Here is a 20,537-nt window from a genome sequence, read left to right on the forward strand (position 1 = left end):
CGAGAGGAAAATATTGTGAGCTTACAAACAGCAAATATAAAAGATAGAGAAATAAAAAAAGAAATTTTAGAGATTATAAAAAAATGGGATACAATTATTATTCATCGTCATGAAAGACCAGATCCTGATGCAATTGGATCTCAGTGTGGACTAGCTGAAATAATCAAGAACACTTTTCCAGGTAAGCGAGTGTTTACAGCCGGTTCAAGCACTGGAGATCTGTCATTTCTTTCAGAAATGACTCCACCAGCAAAAGAAGATTATGAAAATGCCCTAGTTATTGTTACAGACACAGCAAATGTCAAAAGGATTGATGATAAAAATTATTCTTTAGGGAAAAAATGGATAAAAATCGATCATCACCCTTTAGATGATTCGTATGGCGATAGCGAATGGGTAAACACAGAAGCTAGCAGCTGTAGTGAAATGATCGCTGATCTATGGTTGACTTTCCCTGATGAATTAAAAATAAACACAGAAGCAGCAAGATTACTCTATGGAGGTATTGTTGGGGATACGAATCGTTTTTTATATGAAGCAACTTCCAGTTATACAATGCAGGTTAGTGCTGAATTAATGAAATTTCCCTTTTCTGCGAATGCTTTAAATAATCAGATGAATGTGATCAAACCCCCAGTTGCTAAATTAATGGGATATGTACTGGAGAACTTTTCTGTATCTGAAGAAGGCGTAGGGCATATTATCATTTCCCAACAAACATTAAACCATTTAAATATTGAGGATAAAGATACAAATGGAATTGTATCTCTTCCAGGTTCAATTCAAGGCGTTAAATCATGGGGTGTATTTGTACAGCAAACCGACAAACATTACCGATGTCGTCTACGTTCAAAAGGTCCTGTTATTAATGAAATAGCAAAACAGCATGATGGAGGCGGGCATCCACTGGCTAGCGGAGCGAACGCACAAGATGAAAAAGAAATTGAACAAATCTTGAATAAAATGAAACAGATCTCTAAAAACTGGGTACCACCAAAACAGTAAATCATACCTTAGTCTGAGTCATTTATAGAATTTGTTTGATACGATAGATATAAGTACACAATGAATTCGAGATATATGTACTTTTACCTACGTGATAGGTAACTAAATGACTTCTTTGTTCGCAAAGATATTGAGGGAAAAATAATGAAAATGAAAACAATCAAATATTTTTTAAAGAAATGGATCAAAGCTTTTTGGATATGGTTGAAGCCTGTCCTTAATCGATTTTTTATACAATTCCGTCGTACTTGGAAAAAGTATCATCTGACCAAAAGTATTCTGCTGTTCGGATTAACGGTTGCTTTGTTGTTCAGCGTGTATTTGGCATACCTAGCTAAAACTGCAAACGTTGATTCTCTTCGTGCTGGATTAGAACAAACCACTAAAATAATCGACAATCAAGAAGAAGAGGCAGGTACGTTATATGACCAAAAAGGAACATTTGTTGAACTGGAGAATATATCCTCAGATATACAAAATGCTGTTACATCAACTGAAGATCAGCGATTCTATCAACATCGCGGGTATGATTTGATAGGTATCGGACGTGCAGCGCTGGGATTTGTAACGAGTGGAGGCATTTCTGGTGGGGGAAGTACCATTACACAACAACTAGCAAAAAATGCTTATTTATCATCTAATCAGACAATTATGAGAAAACTGCGGGAATTATTTTTAGCAATCGAAATCGAAAAGCATTACACAAAAGAAGATATACTTGAAATGTATTTGAATAATTCTTATTTTGGAAATGGCGTTTGGGGAGTAGAAGATGCTTCACATAAATATTTTGGCAAATCAGCATCAGAAGTTACCCTTGCAGAAGCAGCAACAATCGCGGCTATGTTAAAAGCCCCATCTAACTATAACCCGATTGATCACTATGATAGCGCTATTGAACGTCGGAACGTTGTATTGAATTTGATGGTTGATACGGAGACTATTTCAGAGCAAGAGGCAGAGACGACTCAGCAGACAGAACTAACTGTATCGGATGGGTATATTGATGATGATGAATATCGCTATCCATATTACTTCGATGCTGTCATTAATGAAGCAGTTTATCAGTATGATATACCGGAAGAAGATCTATTGAATAATGGATATACAATTTATACAAATTTAGATCAAGATTATCAGCAGCAAATGGATGCTGTTTATGCTAACGATTATCTGTTTCAGAACGCTTCAGATGGTACAATCGTACAAAGTGCATCGATAGCAATTGATCCAGAAAACGGAGGAGTCAATGCTGTAATTGGAGGACGCGGGGAATATACTTTCAGAGGATATAATCGCGCTACGCAAATGAAACGGCAACCGGGATCGGTGATTAAACCTTTAGGTGTTTATGTTCCTGCATTGGAAAGTGATTACGAAATAGACTCGCTTTTACAAGACGAATTGACGTCTTATGGGGAGACAAACTATCAGCCTGAAAATTTATCAGGTACTTATTCTGGTGAAGTACCTATGTATGAAGCACTGGCAAATAGTTTAAATGCGCCAACCGTTTGGCTTTTAAATGAGATCGGTATAAATAAAGGAATTAAAAAATTAGAAGATTTTGGCCTAACTGTTACTGATGAAGATAATCATTTAGGTGCAATTGCTTTAGGTGGTATGGACAAAGGAGTCTCACCGCTGGAAATAGCGAGTGCGTATGCAGCATTTGCTAATAAGGGGGTCTATACAGAACCTCATTTCATATCGAGAATTGTGGATGCGACTGGAGCGATTATTGTAGATAATCGTAATCCTAAAACCAAACGTGTTATGTCTGAAGAGGTAGCAGAAGATATGAATAGAATGTTACTGAATGTCTATTCTTCTGGTACAGCAAAAAATAATCAACCTAGTGGTTATCAAGTTGCTGGTAAAACGGGAACGACTCAAACTAGCAGTGGGACCGGAGCGACGGATCAATGGATTGTGGGGATGACACCTGATATCGTGTTGACCAGTTGGATGGGGTTTGATCGTACAACAGATGATCATTATCTTTTGGATAACAGTTCACAAGGCGTCGGAATGGTCATGAAATCAGAACTGGAACACATTTTACCATATACACAGCAAACTGCTTTTACAGTCGAAGATGTTGATATGGAAGTAGCGGATACAGAAAGTGGTCAAGATTTATTAGAACAAGTAAACAAGGGGTTCAAAGATACTAAAGAAGTCATTCGTAAAGGAACGAATTATTTATTAGACGGAGCAGATAAAGTTATAGATTTTTTCAAGAACTCTGTAGAGTAAGTAAATTTATAAGTAGAGGTACTAGGCTTTTAGCAGCATAATGATTAAGACTAGTAAGGAATACGGATTCATGATAAACTAAGTATTATAAAGTAACCAGTGTGGGTTCACTGGTTAAAATGAAGGGATGAGACTATGTCTGTCAACATTTATGACACGGCTAATCAATTAGAAAGAGAAATTAGAGAAACGGAACAATTTGTCAAACTGCAAGAAGCATTCACAGCAGTAAAAAATGATGAAGAAGCAAGTAAGATTTTTGAAGAATTCAGAAGTGTTCAACAAGTATTACAACAAAAGCAAATGAGCGGTCAAGAGATTACTGAAGAAGAAGCGCAGCATGCACAAGAGATTTCTGGGAAAATTGGTCAGAATGAAACAATCTCAGGATTATTAGAGGCTGAAAAACAAGTTGGTCAAATGATAGATGATATTAACCAAGTTGTTTTAAAACCAGTACGCGAGTTATATCAGTAAGCTGCGTTTAAAAACGATACACTTGAAAAGGACTTGCTGAAGTAGTGAGTCCTTTTCGTTCATTTCAAAAAGAACATACGTACCCGAGTTTTTTAAAAAGATAGGAGAGATAAAATGGTTCGGTTTATACATGCTGCTGATTTACATTTAGATAGTCCTTTTTCAGGATTGAAGGATATACCTGAAAAAATTATGAAATCTATTCAGCAATCTACATTCCAGTCATTATCAAATTTGGTTTATTCAGCCATACATAATCAAGTAGATTTTGTTTTATTTTCTGGGGACATTTATGATTTAGAAGATAGAAGTGTAAAAGCTCAAGTTCAATTTAAACAAGAAATGGAACGACTCGAAAAACAGAATATACCTGTATATATCATTCATGGAAACCATGACTTTGCTGGAGATGAAACACTCCATATTACTTTACCAGCTAATGTAACTACATTTGGTACATCTGTTGAAACTGTTGAGTTAACAACTAATGATGGTACAGTCATTGCTCTATCTGGTTTCAGTTATGACAAACGTTGGATAACAGAAAGAATGATTAATCAATATCCAACAAGATATAACCAAGTAGATTTTCATATTGGATTACTACATGGATTTCAAGAAGGTCAAAGAAGCGAACATGCTCATTATGCTCCTTTTACAGTTAATGAGTTAAGAAAGAAAAAATATGATTACTGGGCATTAGGACATATTCATACTGGAGAGAAAATTTCGGATTTTCCGCCTGCTTATTATCCAGGTAATTTACAAGGCAGAAATAAAAAAGAATCTGGAGAAAAAGGATTTTTGTTAGTCGAATTGAATGTTCATACTTCTGCCGAAATCAAATTCTTTCCCAGTGCTCCTATAATATGGCAGAAAGTTAATATAGATGCCACAAAAATCAGAACGGTAGATGCATATTATAAGTTGATCCAAGAATCTCTTCCAACAAGAGAAAATAAATATAGTTATTTAGTTACTCTTGATGTTCTGGTTTCTAAAGAGAGCACAGAATCTTTTCTTAATAAAATCACACAAAATCAGTTTATTGAAATTCACCAACACTTAAATGATAAAGAATTTTTATGGATAACAGAGTATAAAGTGACGCCAGTAGCTGATCAAGATGAACGATTAGATATTAACACTTTGTTTCCAGAAGCTTGGGGGAAAGTGCTTGCTGAGGTATCAGAAGATAAAGTTTTCAATGAATTGACTGCTGATTTTTTTGAACAATCCAAATCTGCATATTTAATGCAGGAAAGAACAGAGTTTTATAGGCAAGAAATGATAAAAAAAGCAATTTTAGAATTACAGATGATTTCAGATACTAAAGGAGTAGAGAATAGTGAAGATTAAAGCCTTAACGATTTATGGTTATGGAAAATGGGTAGACAAAACTTTTGAATTTTCTCCAGAATATCATGTGATTTATGGAAAGAATGAAGCTGGAAAATCAACATTAATGTCCTTTATCCATAGTATCTTATTCGGGTTTCCTACTCGCCATAGTGCTTTATTGAGATATGAACCAAAAGATAGTAGTCGTTATGGTGGAAAAATTATCATTGAAGATGAGAGATTTGGAGAAATTAGTATTGAAAGAGTACAAGGCAAATCGACTGGAGATGTTAAAGTCCTGATGGAAGATGGATCAACAGGTTCGGATGATCTTTTACATAAAATTATTTATGGAATTGATCGTAATTTGTATCAGTCTATTTTTTCTTTCCACTTGAAAGGGATTGAACGGGTCGAAGAAATGACAAAAGATCAATTGAGCAGATATTTTTTAAGTGCTGGTGCATTGGGTACTGAACAATTTCTAAAGCGATCAGATCAACTCCAACAGCAAGCAAATCAGTTGTATAAACCGACTGGACGGATTCCAGAAATAAACCAGGCTCTTAAACAAATAGAAGCTAAGAAAGCTGCTATGGAAGAGGCTAAAAGTAAAAATGCTCAGTATTTAGGTTTACTACAAAAAGTAGAAAGTGTTTCAAAAGAAATTGAGCAGAACGAGGTAGATAAAAGCAAATTTCAAAAAAAAATTGAGAATCTTCGTCAAGTTGAACAAAATTGGGAAATTATTTTAGAAATTAATCAGCTGGAAAAGGATATCGAACAGTTAGATACTTCTGATCTATCTGAAAATGGTCTATATGAATTAAATCATTTAAATAAACAAATTGAAGAAATCAGGGAAGAAATTTATAAACTTCAAGATACAATGAAAGAATTTCAAAAAGAATATGAACCTTCAAAAGAATTGATAATGTATCAGAATGATGAAAAAAATATAGATTTTTTAGCTGTTCAAATAGAGTCTATTAGTGACATGATTAGAGAAAAAACTTTTACCGATAAAGAGGCTGAACAAGTAGAGCAAAATATTGCTAAAGAAAAAATACAAGAAGGATTAGAAGAAAACGAAGAAATATCATTACCTTTAACAGATAATGAACGTAATCAGGTTGCCCAATGGCAAGAAGAATTTAAAGAAGTAGAACGAGTAATGAAAACATTAAATGATTCTCAGATTCAAGCTGAATATAAAAAGGAATCTTTAGAAGAAAATATTGACCAACTTGAAAAGTTGTTATGGTCAAATGAAAACTTTCGTAAAGAAGAAGATTTTCATAAAAAGACAAAAGAAAATCAGAAGAATAAGCATAATGCAATTATAGAAATCAGTTTTATAAGTATTTCGATAGTAGTATTAATAGTCACAGCTGTATCAAACTTGTTTATGCCTTGGATTAGTTATGGATCAGGGGTTATTATTGTTATTAGTTTGATTAGCTTTTTACTTAAAAGAAATAAGAAGCAGAAAAAAATTCAAGAATTTTCATCATATGAAGAGTATATAGAACAAAAAGAAGTGCGTAGACAATGGCGACAATATCTTTTTAATATCGATAAACTTGAAGGAGAAAAACAGTCTGATCAAGACAAAAGAAATGCATTACAGTATAGAGAAAAGAATATATTGGATCAATGGATTACTTTCAAAGAACAAAAACAGATCAATGAATCTATCGAATTAGTAAATGCCCTAGAATATGAAGATAGAATGATTATATTAAGAGAACAGCAAAGGCAACTGCGAAAGCTGCAGGAAGAAGCGCTTGTATTAGAAAATAATATCCATTTTAAAATGAAACAATTCAGAAAAATAGAAAGTCTGTTTTCAGAAGATGATACACCAGAACAAAAAATTAATCGATTTAAAAACTATTATAGTAGAGTGAAAGAAGAAAAAAATCAATTGCAGCAATATATAATTGAAAGCCAGGAAGTTAGAAGGTCACTTAATCAGTTAGTTGAAACTGAAAAAGAATGTTTGATCAAAAAACAAAACTTATTAAAAAAAGCTGGTGCAGATTCAGAGGATGTTTTCAGACATTTATATGGTATATTAAAACAAAAGAATGAAAAAGAAGAAAAACTGAAAGTCCTTAAAGAACAAATTTCTGCAAAATCAATAGAAAAGCTTGCACTTTCAAAAGAAGAGATAAAAGGTAGTAAGATACAATTGCAAGAAAAAATTAATGAAATCAAATCAAAAGTTAAAATGCAGACAGAACAAAAAATCGAGTTAGAAATACACATCAAAAAGCTAGAAGAGGGTGGAGAATATACCATATTGCTGCAAGAATTCGAGAATGAAAAGAGTCGGCTTCAGGAATTAGTTAATGAATGGGTTTCAAAACGCCTAGCTTCGTATATGATCGAAAGAACATTAAAATATGCAAGAAAAGATCGTTTTCCAGATACGATAAAAGATGCTGAACGTTATTTTAGCTATTTAACTAATGATGCCTATAAAAAAATAGTTATTGATAACGAAACAGTATTTGTTCTAACTCAAGACGGTAATTATTTGAAAGCTGAAGAGCTGTCAAGAGGTACTGCAGAACCATTATATGTTGTGTTGCGTTTAGCATTTATAGCTAATATACAAGATGTAATTCGAATGCCACTCCTGATAGATGATGGATTCGTTAATCTTGATAGAAATAGAAGAGCCAGAATGTACCTGCTATTAAAGGAAATCAGTAAAAAGACACAAATTATTTACTTTTCTTTTGACAGCACTTCTTATGAAAACTTAGATGAAAATCAAATCACATTCTTAACGAAATAGTTATATTAAAAATCTCATATTAAGAGAGGAAGAGTTTTATGGAGAAAAAGCTATATGAATATCATATGGATGAAACAGCTAATCTTTTTTTACTGATAAAATCAGCCGAAGAGAAAACTACAAGAAACGGGAAGCCGTATTTAGCATTCACTTTTCAGGACACAAGTGGAGAAATGTCAGCAAACTTCTGGGACGCATCAGAAGAAGATATTAAAATGTTTCGAGCTGGTACGGTAGTAAAAGTAAGTGGAAAAAGAGAAGAGTATAAAGGAAGTCCACAGCTGAGAATTAATTCTATTCGCTTAGCCGCTGATGGAGAACCCGCAAATCCTGAGCTATATGTAGAAAGAGCTCCTATAAAAAAGGAGAAAATGATTGAACAATTCAATAAAACGATTTTTGATATTACGAATGCAAATATGAATCGAATTGTTCGACATGTCATGAATAAATATCAGAAAGATTTCTTCCAAAGTCCAGCTGCAAAAACTAATCATCATGCTTTTCTAGGCGGACTGGCTTTTCATACAATTTCCATGTTGGGGATTGCGAGATCAATTACGGATCAGTATAAATTTTTAGATCAGTCTTTATTGTTCTCAGGACTGATTCTGCATGATATAGGTAAAGTTATTGAACTTACAGGACCTACAGCAACTGAATATACTCTAGAAGGAAAACTGATTGGGCATATCGTTATTGTTCATGAAGAAATTTCTAAAGCTTGCCAGCAACTAAAAATTGATGAGACTAATGAAGATGTCATTTTACTGAAACATATGGTTTTAGCTCATCATGGAGAATACGAATATGGATCTCCTGTACGACCTCAAGTACCAGAAGCAGAGGTATTGTACTATATCGATCAGATCGATGCTAGACTTAATATGATGCAATCTGCTATGAATAAAACAGAAAAAGGATCTTTTTCAGATCGAATCTGGGCTATGGAAAATCGTTCATTTTATAAATCAAATTTATCCGATTTATCCTTATAATCATATCATCTTATTTTCTTCTTAAAATATTCATCTTTAGGTACATTATGTAGATTTTCATGTTGTTTTAATGAAACTTAGTATTTTAATCGTTAGTAAGGTTTAAAATTCGTCAATGCTATGGTATATTATTCAAAGTATGGTTGATCAATAAGTAAATGACAAATCAGAATCAGACAATATCCTGATTGACTAGATGAATTGTTGACTGTTGATTATAAAACTTAAAGAATTAGGATGTGTAAGGAATATATGAAAAAATGGTTAATTGCTACAATGGCTTTTTCAGGATTACTATTGGCAAGTTGCTCTAGTAGCCCGGAAGTTGCTTCAACTGAAAATGGCAGAATTAGACAAGATGAATTTTATGAACGTATGAAAAATGAAACGACTCAAACTGGACAGACTTATGGAGAACAAATTCTTCAGCAAATGTTGTTAGAAGATGTTTTAGAGAACGCTTATGGCGATCAAGTCACAGAAGAAGATGTAGATGCAGAGTTTGAAGTTGAAGCCGAGCAGTATGGCGGAGTAGAGACATTTGAAGAAATGCTGACATCTCAGGGGATGAGTGCAGATGATTTGAAAGAAACAATCCGTACATCCCTTTTAGTTGAAACAGCTATTAAAGAGCATGCTGATTTTTCTGATGAAGAAATCCAGGAAGCTTATGACAATTATTCTCCGGGAAGTACTGTGGCACATATTCTAGTAGACGAGGAAGATACAGCAAAAGACATTATTCAGCAATTGAATGATGGTGCTGATTTTGGAGAACTAGTCCAAGAATATTCTACTGATACAGCAACTGTTTCAACTAATGGTGAAATGGAATTAGTTCCTGGTCAAACTGTTCCAGAATTCGAAGAAGCAGCAATGGCTTTAGAGAACGAAGGAGATATTACTCAAGAACCTGTACAATCTGATTATGGTTATCACGTAATCAAGCTGATTGAAGCTGGTGAAAAAGGAACCCTTGAAGAAGAACGTGATAATGTTATCGATACATTAGTAGAAGAAAAAATGGCTGACCAAGACTATATTTTAGAAGTGATTTCTGATTTAGTAGCGGATGCTAATATACAGATTGCTGATGATGACTTAAGCGGTGCAATGAGCGCATATATGGAACCTGCAGAAACGGAAACACCAGCTGAAGACGAAACAACAGAAGATACTACAGACACAGAAGATACAACTGAATCTGAAGATTCTACAGATTCAGAAAGTAGTGAAGATGAAAACACAGAAAGCAGTACAGACGAAGATACTGAAGATGCTGAGTAGGCATTTTTAATACTGATCAACTATGTAATATAAAAAGAGAGCAGCCTCAGTTAACTAGGGCTGCTCTCTTTTTATTTATTTAGTTGTTGTACTCTTAATATTGACAGTAGCTACTTCGATATCCTTATTGATTTTGTCTGCTTTACGTTTAATGCGCTCTAATCTAGGTTGGGCTTCATATATATATTCATTAGAAAGTTGCTGAATATCTGTCATAAATTCAGTTTGCAACTTCATTCCTTCATCAGTTAAATTCTGAATTGCACTTTTCAGATCTCCTACTTTTTCATTTACATCTTTTACATGGTCAGTTGTGTCATCGATATAGTTCTTTAACATATCTTGGTTTTCTTTGCCGGATCTAGGTGTTTTTAGGAGTCCATATACTCCGCCTAGTACTATTCCACTTAAAGTACCTAATAATAAGTGTTTCATTTTACGCCCTCCAATGCCTTGATTAAGTTTGCTTTGATATCATCGAGCTCTTCAGATGTATAGTCACTTGAATGATCTTCCCATTTCAAGCCGAACCCGTCATTTTCTCCATATCGCGGAAGTAAATGAATATGACTATGAAAAACTGTTTGAGATGCAACAGCTTCATTGTTCATTAAAATATTTAATCCTTTAACTTCTGGATTATGATTCTTTATAGCTTTTGCAATTTTAGGAATCGCAGCAAACACATTCGATGCCAATTCTTCATCATAATCGAATATATTACGAACTTGTTTTTTTGTAATGACTAATGTATGTCCTTTAGTCACTTGTGATAAGTCCATAATTGCTATAACATGTTCGTTTTCGTATATTTTTCTGGCTGGTATTTCACCAGCAACAATTTTGGCAAAAACATTATCTGTCATATTTATTCCTCCTACCTTACTTACTATCTTTATTCTATCATTCTAATCTATTCTAGTTTATCATAGAAGAGCATATTTTGATAAAAAGAAGCATAAAACTTCCTTCTGTCTCTTCATACTTGTGGTAAAATATAAGGAACAATGTTAGGAAGGATATTTTAAATGAGTTTAAGAATAGAACATATTACAGGTGGGTATACTAGAAAGCCAATTTTAAAAGATCTTTCTTTCAATGTGGAAGATGGAGAATTAGTTGGCTTGATAGGGTTAAATGGTGCTGGAAAAAGTACGACAATCAAACATATTATGGGTCTTTTAGAGCCGTTTGAAGGACAAATATTTTTAAATGACAGAACAATTCATATGAATAGTACATTATACAGACAAAGTATAGGGTTTATACCAGAAACGCCTGTATTATATGATGAGTTAACGTTAAAAGAACACATTGAAATCACAGCAATGGCGTATGGATTGGATATAGACAAAACACATAGAAAAGCAGAACCCCTTTTAAAGTTATTTCGATTGGATGATCGTCTGGAATGGTTCCCATCGGATTTTTCTAAAGGAATGAAGCAGAAAGTGATGATCGTCTGTGCATTTATTATTGATCCTAGCCTTTATGTCATAGATGAACCTTTTTTAGGGTTAGATCCATTAGCAATCAGAGACTTTTTAAAGCTGCTTGATGAAAAAAAACAGCAAGGAGCTTCTATTTTAATGTCTACGCATGTACTAACTAATGCAGAAAAAATCTGTGATGCGTTTGTTATTCTTCATAATGGAGAAATTTATGCTCAGGGAACATTATCTCAATTAAGAAAACATTTTAAGATGCCTGGAGCCAGCCTGGATGAGATGTATGCACAATTGGCAGATGAAGAAGGGTTTATAATATGACAGTCATTTCACTTTTTAAACAAAGGACTGCAATATATCAGAAACAACTTTCTAGATATATGAAGTATGTATTAAATGATCACTTTGTTCTAGCTTTACTCCTGTTGTTGGGCGCGGGAGGTTTTGGTTACTCTAACTATGTACAAACGCTCAGTGAGGGAGCTGTTCTACCCAGAATTATTTTAGTTATGATTATGACTTTAGTAATATCTACTGGAACTATAGCGACGCTGATGCAGGCAGCAGATGTTGTCTTTTTACTGCCTCTTGAACAAGAAGTTAAAAAAATTCTAGAAAAGAACGTCTGGAAAAGTTTTATACTTTTAGCTATTCCACTATCATTTGTTTCAGCTGCTGCCATGCCATTATTAGTTGTAACTTTGCAGATTGAATTTAGTAACTGGCCAGTATTTTTAGCGACTGTTTTATTACTGAAGTATTTTGATCTTAGAGTTCAATATTCAGCATTTTTAGAGAAAGATCATGGCAAACGCAGACTAATGATCAGCATTGTCAAAATCTTAAGCGCTGTCGGAATGATTTTCAGTATATTTGTGAATCTATATAGCGGGTTGATTTTAGCAGTTTTATTAGTTTTGGCGGGTACTTTCTACCTAAAGAGATTTTATGGTAACGATAAAAGTCTGCAATGGACTATTATTATTGAAAAAGAAGAGAACAGACTACAAAAAATTTATCGATTTATTAATTTGTTTACTGAAGTCTCTTTTATTGAACAGCATCCAAATAGATTAAAGTGGTTAGATAAATGGATTGAAATCCAGTCAAGAAAAAATAAAGATCCTCACTATTATTACATTGTACGCTCTTTTTATCGAAACCAGTCTTACAGTGGACTAGTTTTAAGGTTAACATTAATTGGAATTTTATTGATTTTATTTATTCCAGGCACAATAATCAAATTAATATTGACAATTTTATTCTTATACTTGATTGGATTTCAACTTATACCGATCTATCAACAATTTAAGCAAAATTTTTATTTTCAATTGTACCCGGTCAAAGAGACTGGTAAAATAAAATCCATCCAGAGATTGATAGGCGAAATTTTGAGTATTGTGGCAATTATTTTTATTGGAGTTAATCTTACACAAGAAATGTCGAGTAGTGGAATTATGTTTATTGGAAGTTTAATATTTATTTATGGATTTACTATTTATTACCTGCCAAGAAGATTAAGAAAAATGGAATAATTTTAATTTTAGAAATGAGGAGAAGACATGAAAGTAATCTGGAATAGTCAAATAGTCGAAAGAGAAGAAGTGAAAATCGACCCTGAAGATAGAGGATACCAATTTGGGGACGGAATCTATGAAGTCGTGAGAGCATATAATGGTAAGTTTTTTTGTATAGATGAGCATATCGAGCGTTTATATACGAGTGCAAGTAAAATCGAAATGGCGATTCCACAGACAAAAGATAAGATGAAACGCCTGATGATTCAGTTACTAGAAGAAAGTGAAGTAGATACAGGTAATCTATACTTACAAGTTACTAGAGGTATTGCTTCTCCTCGTAATCATGTTTATCCAGATCTTAGTGTTTTACCAACGATAACAGGAAATATTACAGTAGTACCAAGAGATGCAGAAAAAATCAGTACAGGTATTAAAACAATTATCGAGCAAGATATTCGCTGGCTGAAATGTGACATCAAATCCATCAGTTTACTTGGAAATATTATGGCAAAGCATGAAGCTCACAAAAAAAATGCTGAAGAAGCAATTTTACATCGTGATGGAATTGTCACAGAATGTTCGGCTTCAAATGTAGCAATAGTCAAAAATGGAACGATCTATACTCATCCAGACAGCAATTTAATCTTACCGGGCGTAACAAAGATTGTATGGTTGAAATGTGCAAAAAAATTAGGAATTGAAGTTAAGGAAGAGCCCTTTACATTAGAGCAATTAAATGAAGCAGATGAAGTGTTCTGTTCTAGTACTACAATAGAAGTTATGCCTATTCATACTATTAATGGTTATGCAGTTAATAATGGTCAAATAGGACAAGTAACTCAAAAATTGGCAAAAGCTTTTCAGGAAGAAATTGAACAAGTTTGTGGAAAGGTATAGATCGTTTATAAAAAACAGTCTATATCTCAACGAGCTACATACTAAAGGTTCTTTTGTACATCAATAGAATTGCATTTAGATTATAAAAAAGAACATCTATCCGCTTGACGAGTCCATGAATTCTTTCTACAATAGAGAAGAGATTCAGGACAGGAAAGTGAAATAAGTAATTATGGATAAAAGGATTGAGTGGGTATGGAGTTAGAGAGAGAAACGGGGTGGAAATTACACCCGATCGGCGGGGATACAGGACAAGCTTATATGGGCACAAAGGATGAAGAAAAGTTGTTTTTAAAACGCAATTCTTCTCCTTTTTTAGCTGCTCTTTCTTTAGAAGGTATTTCTCCTAAATTGATATGGACTAAAAGAATAGGTAATGGAGATGTTCTTACTGCACAAGAGTGGTGCAATGGTCGAAATCTTTTCAAAGATGAGATGCATTCTTCTAGAGTTGCTAAGATACTGAAAAAAGTCCATCAGTCTGAAAGTTTGAAACGAATGCTTCAGAGAGTAGGCGGACGATCAATCCATCCTAAAGATTTGCTGACAGAGTATAAATCAGGACTTGCAAAAGACTTAGCAGAACATCCTCAGTTAAAAAAGGCGTATAAGTGGTTGGTTGATACAAAACTGGAAATCATCAAGGATTCAGAAATAAGTGTATGTCATGGAGATGTTTCTAGAAAAAACTGGTTACTATCTGAAGAGGACCAATTGTATCTAGTGGACTGGGATTCAGCTATTCTTGCGGATTTAGCTTATGATATCGGACAGCTATTTAGTCGTTATATTGAAAAAAAACAATGGAATGACTGGTTGAATGAATATGACCATGAAATATCAGAATCATTTCTTAAAAGAATTAATTGGTATGTAATTATGACTTTACTGATGGATGTCAAAGAAGCACATCGTAAAGGGCAATTTATCAAGATGAATAATGCAATTGTGAAAATAGACCAGCTGATGTCGAATTAGCATAAGTAATTATAATATTTTATTGACATTTATATAATTTAAAATGGGGTCAGAAAAATAATCTGTCCCTATTTTTACGTAAAGGAGAAAGTATATGCGTTTAAGAAATAAACCAGGAGCTGAAAATAAGCTTATAGAATTTGGACAATATGTAGTTAGTAATCCTGAAGAATGGAAAAGTAAATGGCATGAACGCTTTGGTAAGAAGCAACCGTTACATGTGGAAATTGGTATGGGAAAAGGTCGGTTTCTTATTGAAATGGCTAAACAAAATCCAGAAATCAATTACATTGGTATTGAGCTGCAGACTAGTGTAATTGTATCAGCGTTAGAAAAGCAAATTGAAGAAGACTTACCAAACGTACAGTTACTGCAAGTTAATGCACAGAATTTACAGTCTTATTTTGATAAAGGAGAAGTTGATAGAATTTACCTGACTTTTTCAGATCCGTGGCCAAAAAATCGTCATGAAAAAAGAAGACTAACCTATAAAGATTTTTTGTTTAGTTACGAAACTGTCTTAGATGAACAAGGGGAACTACATTTTAAAACAGATAACCAGAAGTTATTTGAATATTCACTGATCAGTTTCTCGGAAAAAGGAATGATTTTAAAAGAATTGTATCTTGATTTGCATAATAGTGATGTAGAAGATAATATTATGACAGAATACGAAGAAAAATTCTCAAAAAAAGGAAATCGTATTTATAAAACGGTTGCTTATTTTCCTAATAAAAAATAATTTGGGATACTAAAAAAACGCAGTGACTACACTTATGTAGTTACTGCGTTTTTTTATTGATTATACTCTATAAAGATCGATCAAGCTGCCTGTATAAGCATCGGCAATAAACTCATACTGCACTAGAATATTTTCTTCTAAACGAGAAATACCACCATAATAAACGTCAGTGGCATAAGCGAATTTTTTCCATGGGACCTTAGTCAATTCTATCCATGAACCATCGATTGGCCCTTCTTCCCGAAATTGCGACTTGATTTCTTCTAATATCGAATCAGCGTGAATCGCTTGTTTTTTAGATACTTTAGGATAGAGGAAAAAACCCAAAAGGAAAGAAAAAAGGAGTCCGATTACTCCAAATAGATAGGTAGTTTGTTTTTCATTTAATTTATTTTCCATAGTCTAGCCTCCCGATTTAATTGCTTAAGTGCGTTTCTCGTTTATTTTAACATATATATTTTATGAGTGTAATAGAATATAAATGAAAGAGGCTTAAAAAGTTTAGATTTTTTGTGTATAATTAAAAAGATCGCTCTATAAGTATTGAATTACTCAATTTTAATATAAAACTAATTTGACTTTATGCCTATTATAGTCAAGAAATAGTTAGTTTTGATTAGATAATTAATTAGGAGGAAAGCCATATAGGTAATGGCCGATATAATGAATAATCACACATTTGAATTAATTAAGAAAGTAACTGAAATGCAGGGAACAAGTGGTTTTGAACATTCTGTTAGACATTTTATGCGTGAAGAAATGTCTCCACTTGTAGATGAGGTAGAACAAGATGGACTAGGGGGGATTTTCGGAATTAGAAAATCCAAAGAAAAACAAGCCCCTAAGTTAATGATTGCTGCACATATGGACGAAGTTGGATTTATGATTGCTACAATTACAAAGAAAGGGTTATTTAAAGTTGTACCATTAGGAGGCTGGAATCCTTATGTCGTATCTGCGCAGCGTTTCACTCTCCAGACGAGTAAAGGAGAATATCCAGTTGTGTCTTCATCTGTACCGCCGCATTTACTTAAAGGTAAGAAGGCTGGTGCAGTAACAGTCGAAGATATACTATTTGATGGAGGCTTTGATTCAAAAGAAGAAGCCTATGAATATGGTGTAAGACCAGGAGACACAATTGTCCCTCAGGTAGAAACAATCAAAATGGCAAATGGAAAAACGATTCTCGGGAAAGCTTGGGACAATCGCTATGGAGTTGCCGTAGTTCTAGAGACACTGAAAGAATTGCAGAATGAATCTTTACCAAATACTTTGATAGCCGGAGCCAATGTACAAGAGGAAGTTGGGCTAAGAGGTGCAAAAGGGGCAGCAACCAAATTTGATCCTGATGTATTTTTAGCAGTAGATTGTTCTCCAGCAAATGATATAACAGGGGATTCTGATGCTTTTGGTCAACTTGGTAATGGATTTTTATTACGTATTCAAGATCCAGGGATGATACTATCAAAAGAAATGAGAGACTTCTTGCTGGATACTGCCGAGACTAATAATATTCCTTATCAATACTTCATCTCTAAAGGTGGAACGGATGCAGGAGCAGCTCATCAGATGAACCATGGTATTCCTAGTGCTGTTATTGGAGTATGTGCCCGATATATCCATACGCACCAGACCCTATTCAATATTAATGATTATGAAGCTGCTAAGGAAATGGTAAAACAAGTCATCCGTACATTGGATAAGGCGACATTGGATACTTTAAGAAGTAATTAAATTATAATAAAGCGCTATTTAAATAGCTAAAGAGGAGTTTGTTATGTTAATTTCAAGTTATAATAATAAAGGATTAAAAGATGTATTAATTATTCAACTTAAAAATTGCAATATTGAAAATCAGTTAACTGAAAGAAAAGGAAATATTACTAAGATATATGAAAAAAAGTCAGGTAAAGTAATAGGATATAATCTGTTTAATGCTTCAGATGTATTAGACTTATCTGAAAATGGTCCAGTGACTTTGACTGAAGAACAAGTGGAATTATTGAATGAGCTTCTCAAAGAAAATAACTGGGAAGATACATTGACAGTAGATAACTCACCTAAATTTGTTGTTGGTTATGTCAAAGAATGTGAGCCGTTAGCGGATTCTGATCATTTAAATGTTACAAAAATAGAAATAGACAAAGAAGAAATCGTTCAAATCGTTTGTGGTGCTGGAAATATACAAGCCGGCCAAAAGGTTGTTGTTGCAAAACGGGGAGCAATCATGCCTGATGGTCTTGTGATCTGGCCAGGAGAACTTCGTGGTGTCAAAAGTAATGGCATGGTCTGTTCTGCAAAAGAATTGGGCTTACAGCAAACATCTAAAGGGATTCTCGTGCTAGATGAATCTGAAGAGACAGGCCGACCGTTCACCGTTTAAGCTGTTAACATGATATAATAATCAAAATCGTAGTTTATTTATTTACCAAGCGAATAATAAATTCAAGAGAGGAGGAAGCGGAGTGGCAGAATATGAAGGGCCAAGTTTTTTTAAGCATTCCAAAAGACAATCATCAAACCCTTCGACCAGTCGATTAAAAGAAAATCTGCAGTTTTTTAAGTCAAGTGATCAGTATGTTGATGACAGGGGATTGTTTAGCGAGAGAAGCACACACACGCTTCCTGATCAGATTATTAAAAGAGATGAGATTGAAAAGGGATTTCAGGATTATCTTGAAGAAAAAAAAGCTTACCATCAAGTTAATCGCTCCAAACATTATATAGAACCTCCTTTCGAGGCTAGTAAGGTACCATCTCCAATTTTCGGGTATAAAAAACCTTTGAAGAAAGATAGAGATAACTGGGACTATTTAGTTTTAAAAAAGGAACTTGAAAAAGAACATTTTGAATATTTAATGTTTGAAGAATTTGAAACGCCGGAATTAATAGAATACTGGCAAATGCAGCTTAATGATGAGGCAGAAAATCTGGAAAATGCTGAAAACTCAAAATTGTTATCTGCAAATAGACAGTCAGATTTGAATTCATCTAAAGTACCTTTTGAAACAGAAGTAAAAAAAGAAACAAAGAACTCGCGTAATAAGAGAATGAAACTGCAGCGGTCATTGATGAATATAATCAATGAAGAACAACTAGGGAAAAACGGATCTAAAAGAAATCTTCCAGGATTCTTTTCTGATGAAAATGAGTGAAGTCTTATTTAAAGATAAGCGTTTCATACTGGATTTTTTTCGATATTTCCATTATAGTATAAAATCGTATGTTATCAGTCTAGTTTAATCTTGTGAGAGACTATACGATTAAGCGTATAGTAGAAATTTGGAGGCTTTTTAAAATGGATCAATCGATGACTTATCATTTTGTAGGAATCAAAGGTTCCGGAATGAGTGCATTAGCATTAATTCTGCATGACAAAGGATATAAAGTTCAAGGGTCAGATGTAAATAAATACTTTTTCACTCAAGAAAATTTAGAGATTGCAAAGATACCGATTTATGTATTTGATCAAAATAATATTAAAGAAAATATGGTTGTAATTGCGGGTAATGCTTTTCCTGATTCTCACGAAGAAATCGTTCGTGCAAAAGAGTTAGGTTTGAAAGTTATTAGATATCATGATTTTTTAGGAGAATTCAGTAATCAGTTTACTAGTATAGCTATTACAGGTTCTCATGGAAAAACAAGTACGACCGGATTATTATCACATGTATTAAGTGGTATTGAGAAAACAAGTTATCTGATTGGCGATGGAACGGGTAGCGGAGTTGAAGATGCAGAGTATTTTATATTAGAAGCGTGTGAGTACCGCAGACATTTTTTAGCTTATAAAACAGATTATGCATTGATAACGAATATAGATTATGATCATCCAGATTACTATAAGAGTGTTGAAGATGTAGAAGAAGCATTTAGAACATTTGCTTCTCAGATTAAAAAAGCTGTTTTTGCTTGTGGAGATGATGAAAGACTGCAGAATTTACAAGTATCTGTACCAGTAGTATTCTATGGTTTCCAAGACCACAACGACTTCCAAGCTAAAAATATCGTACGTACCACAGAGGGGTCTTCTTTTGATGTTTATGTTCGAGGAGATTTCTATGGACAATTCTCGATTCCTTCTTATGGAGAACATAATATTCAAAATGCTTTAGGAGTTATTGCATTTTGTCATTATGAAGGGGTAAATCAGGATAAAGTAGCAGAGAGATTAAAAACTTTTTCTGGCGTAAAGAGAAGATTTACAGAGAAGCAAGTGATGGACACTATTATTATTGATGACTATGCTCATCACCCTGCTGAGATAAAAGCAACACTTGATGCAGCTCGTCAGAAATATCCTGATAAAGAGATTGTAGCTGTTTTTCAACCACATACATTTACTCGTACAGTAGCACTTCTTAGCGATTTTGGAAAATCTTTGGATTTAGCTGATTATGTATATCTTTGTGAAATTTTCACTTCTGCTAGAGAAATGTCAGGTAATATTACGATTGAAGATCTATTAGCGAAAACCCAAAAAGGATTAGCGGTATTAGGAGAAGAAGATATGTCTCCATTGTTAAAACATCGAGGTTCAGTATTTGTCTTTATGGGTGCCGGGGATGTAGAAAAGTTCGAACATGCATTTGAGATACTCTTAAGTCAATCAAAAGCTCAAACCTAATATAAATCTAAAAAACTATCTCTATGGGGATAGTTTTTTCGTTTTTGGTCTTATTTTCAAAAGAATATCTTCCACCAAAGACGTTCGCTTTTTTGTATTCTTCATTTTTGTTAAAATAAACTAAACATTGTCTTAAAGAACGGATAATAAGA

General features: G+C 33.7%; 19 protein-coding genes. 16 read left to right on the plus strand and 3 right to left on the minus strand.

Going from position 1 to position 20,537, the window contains the following annotated elements; all coding sequences use genetic code 11:
* Nucleotides 1-15 precede the first annotated feature (15 nt).
* From BKP56_RS07440 to BKP56_RS07470, 7 genes are all read left to right on the plus strand, one after another.
* Nucleotides 16-1,005: a DHH family phosphoesterase gene (locus BKP56_RS07440; protein WP_232226860.1), complete on the plus strand. Its 990-nt coding sequence runs from the start codon at nt 16-18 to the stop codon at nt 1,003-1,005.
* Between the two features lie 144 nt (nt 1,006-1,149).
* Nucleotides 1,150-3,264: a PBP1A family penicillin-binding protein gene (locus BKP56_RS07445; RefSeq protein ID WP_072694477.1), complete on the plus strand. Its 2,115-nt coding sequence runs from the start codon at nt 1,150-1,152 to the stop codon at nt 3,262-3,264.
* 135 nt (nt 3,265-3,399) lie between these two features.
* Nucleotides 3,400-3,741: a YlbF family regulator gene (locus tag BKP56_RS07450; protein ID WP_072694478.1), complete on the plus strand. Its 342-nt coding sequence runs from the start codon at nt 3,400-3,402 to the stop codon at nt 3,739-3,741.
* A 114-nt stretch (nt 3,742-3,855) separates the two neighbouring features.
* Entirely contained in the window at nt 3,856-5,100 is a 1,245-nt protein-coding gene (locus tag BKP56_RS07455; protein ID WP_072694479.1) for a metallophosphoesterase family protein, read from the plus strand.
* Nucleotides 5,090-7,888 carry an ATP-binding protein gene (locus tag BKP56_RS07460; protein WP_072694480.1) on the plus strand — a complete coding sequence of 933 codons (2,799 nt, stop codon included), beginning with the start codon at nt 5,090-5,092 and terminating at the stop codon, nt 7,886-7,888. Before BKP56_RS07455 ends, BKP56_RS07460 begins: the two co-directional genes overlap by 11 nt.
* A gap of 38 nt (nt 7,889-7,926) precedes the next feature.
* The gene (locus tag BKP56_RS07465; protein WP_072694481.1) at nt 7,927-8,886 is read left to right on the plus strand and encodes a 3'-5' exoribonuclease YhaM family protein; all 960 of its coding nucleotides are present in this window, start codon (nt 7,927-7,929) and stop codon (nt 8,884-8,886) included.
* Nucleotides 8,887-9,138: 252 nt separating this feature from the next.
* Complete coding sequence (locus BKP56_RS07470; protein WP_072694482.1) at nt 9,139-10,173, plus strand: peptidylprolyl isomerase; 1,035 nt, start codon at nt 9,139-9,141, stop codon at nt 10,171-10,173.
* A gap of 75 nt (nt 10,174-10,248) precedes the next feature.
* Here BKP56_RS07470 and BKP56_RS07475 read toward each other — a convergent pair whose 3' ends face one another.
* On the minus strand, nt 10,249-10,608 hold the full coding sequence (locus tag BKP56_RS07475; protein ID WP_072694483.1) for a YtxH domain-containing protein: 360 nt from the start codon (nt 10,606-10,608) through the stop codon (nt 10,249-10,251).
* Nucleotides 10,605-11,039, minus strand: a complete 435-nt coding sequence (locus BKP56_RS07480; RefSeq protein WP_072694484.1) for an HIT family protein — start codon at nt 11,037-11,039, stop codon at nt 10,605-10,607. The genes BKP56_RS07475 and BKP56_RS07480 overlap by 4 nt, the downstream gene beginning before the upstream one ends.
* 162 nt (nt 11,040-11,201) lie before the next feature.
* Here BKP56_RS07480 and BKP56_RS07485 point away from each other — a divergent pair, with 162 nt between their 5' ends.
* The 5 genes from BKP56_RS07485 (at nt 11,202) to trmB (ending at nt 15,758) form a co-directional block, all read left to right on the plus strand.
* A complete protein-coding gene (locus tag BKP56_RS07485; protein ID WP_072694485.1) occupies nt 11,202-11,942 on the plus strand; it encodes an ABC transporter ATP-binding protein in 741 nt (246 codons plus the stop codon).
* Nucleotides 11,939-13,156, plus strand: coding sequence for an ABC transporter permease (locus tag BKP56_RS07490; RefSeq protein ID WP_072694486.1), 1,218 nt, complete (start codon nt 11,939-11,941; stop codon nt 13,154-13,156). Before BKP56_RS07485 ends, BKP56_RS07490 begins: the two co-directional genes overlap by 4 nt.
* Before the next feature lie 27 nt (nt 13,157-13,183).
* Nucleotides 13,184-14,038, plus strand: a complete 855-nt coding sequence (dat, locus tag BKP56_RS07495; RefSeq protein WP_072694487.1) for a D-amino-acid transaminase — start codon at nt 13,184-13,186, stop codon at nt 14,036-14,038.
* A 195-nt stretch (nt 14,039-14,233) separates the two neighbouring features.
* Entirely contained in the window at nt 14,234-15,016 is a 783-nt protein-coding gene (locus tag BKP56_RS07500; protein ID WP_072694488.1) for a phosphotransferase family protein, read from the plus strand.
* 94 nt (nt 15,017-15,110) lie between these two features.
* A complete protein-coding gene (gene trmB / locus BKP56_RS07505) occupies nt 15,111-15,758 on the plus strand; it encodes a tRNA (guanosine(46)-N7)-methyltransferase TrmB (RefSeq protein WP_072694489.1) in 648 nt (215 codons plus the stop codon).
* Nucleotides 15,759-15,818: 60 nt separating this feature from the next.
* Here the strand turns inward: trmB and BKP56_RS07510 are convergent, their stop codons facing one another.
* Complete coding sequence (locus BKP56_RS07510; RefSeq protein WP_072694490.1) at nt 15,819-16,157, minus strand: hypothetical protein; 339 nt, start codon at nt 16,155-16,157, stop codon at nt 15,819-15,821.
* A 264-nt stretch (nt 16,158-16,421) separates the two neighbouring features.
* On the opposite strand from BKP56_RS07510, the gene pepA reads away from it, so the two are divergent.
* From pepA to murC, 4 genes are all read left to right on the plus strand, one after another.
* A complete protein-coding gene (gene pepA, locus BKP56_RS07515; RefSeq protein ID WP_072696072.1) occupies nt 16,422-17,492 on the plus strand; it encodes a glutamyl aminopeptidase in 1,071 nt (356 codons plus the stop codon).
* 43 nt (nt 17,493-17,535) lie between these two features.
* Entirely contained in the window at nt 17,536-18,141 is a 606-nt protein-coding gene (gene ytpR, locus BKP56_RS07520; protein ID WP_072694491.1) for a YtpR family tRNA-binding protein, read from the plus strand.
* Nucleotides 18,142-18,223: 82 nt separating this feature from the next.
* On the plus strand, nt 18,224-18,913 hold the full coding sequence (locus BKP56_RS07525; protein ID WP_072694492.1) for a hypothetical protein: 690 nt from the start codon (nt 18,224-18,226) through the stop codon (nt 18,911-18,913).
* 143 nt (nt 18,914-19,056) lie between these two features.
* Nucleotides 19,057-20,385 (plus strand): UDP-N-acetylmuramate--L-alanine ligase, encoded by a 1,329-nt coding sequence (gene murC / locus BKP56_RS07530; RefSeq protein WP_072694493.1) that lies wholly within the window; start codon nt 19,057-19,059, stop codon nt 20,383-20,385.
* The last annotated feature ends 152 nt before the right edge of the window (nt 20,386-20,537 follow it).

Origin of the sequence: Marinilactibacillus sp. 15R (genome assembly GCF_001895285.1) — a bacterium.
GTDB lineage: Bacteria > Bacillota > Bacilli > Lactobacillales > Carnobacteriaceae_A > Marinilactibacillus > Marinilactibacillus piezotolerans.

What these genes read in the sequence shown, in the direction of transcription:
- BKP56_RS07445 (WP_072694477.1), top strand. Translation starts at nt 1,150, where the DNA reads ATGAAAATGAAAACAATCAAATATTTTTTAAAGAAATGGATCAAAGCT.
- BKP56_RS07450 (WP_072694478.1), top strand. Translation starts at nt 3,400, where the DNA reads ATGTCTGTCAACATTTATGACACGGCTAATCAATTAGAAAGAGAAATT.
- BKP56_RS07455 (WP_072694479.1), top strand. Translation starts at nt 3,856, where the DNA reads ATGGTTCGGTTTATACATGCTGCTGATTTACATTTAGATAGTCCTTTT.
- BKP56_RS07465 (WP_072694481.1), top strand. Translation starts at nt 7,927, where the DNA reads ATGGAGAAAAAGCTATATGAATATCATATGGATGAAACAGCTAATCTT.
- BKP56_RS07470 (WP_072694482.1), top strand. Translation starts at nt 9,139, where the DNA reads ATGAAAAAATGGTTAATTGCTACAATGGCTTTTTCAGGATTACTATTG.
- BKP56_RS07475 (WP_072694483.1), bottom strand. Translation starts at nt 10,608, where the DNA reads ATGAAACACTTATTATTAGGTACTTTAAGTGGAATAGTACTAGGCGGA.
- BKP56_RS07480 (WP_072694484.1), bottom strand. Translation starts at nt 11,039, where the DNA reads ATGACAGATAATGTTTTTGCCAAAATTGTTGCTGGTGAAATACCAGCC.
- BKP56_RS07485 (WP_072694485.1), top strand. Translation starts at nt 11,202, where the DNA reads ATGAGTTTAAGAATAGAACATATTACAGGTGGGTATACTAGAAAGCCA.
- BKP56_RS07490 (WP_072694486.1), top strand. Translation starts at nt 11,939, where the DNA reads ATGACAGTCATTTCACTTTTTAAACAAAGGACTGCAATATATCAGAAA.
- dat (WP_072694487.1), top strand. Translation starts at nt 13,184, where the DNA reads ATGAAAGTAATCTGGAATAGTCAAATAGTCGAAAGAGAAGAAGTGAAA.
- BKP56_RS07500 (WP_072694488.1), top strand. Translation starts at nt 14,234, where the DNA reads ATGGAGTTAGAGAGAGAAACGGGGTGGAAATTACACCCGATCGGCGGG.
- trmB (WP_072694489.1), top strand. Translation starts at nt 15,111, where the DNA reads ATGCGTTTAAGAAATAAACCAGGAGCTGAAAATAAGCTTATAGAATTT.
- BKP56_RS07510 (WP_072694490.1), bottom strand. Translation starts at nt 16,157, where the DNA reads ATGGAAAATAAATTAAATGAAAAACAAACTACCTATCTATTTGGAGTA.
- pepA (WP_072696072.1), top strand. Translation starts at nt 16,422, where the DNA reads ATGAATAATCACACATTTGAATTAATTAAGAAAGTAACTGAAATGCAG.
- ytpR (WP_072694491.1), top strand. Translation starts at nt 17,536, where the DNA reads ATGTTAATTTCAAGTTATAATAATAAAGGATTAAAAGATGTATTAATT.
- murC (WP_072694493.1), top strand. Translation starts at nt 19,057, where the DNA reads ATGGATCAATCGATGACTTATCATTTTGTAGGAATCAAAGGTTCCGGA.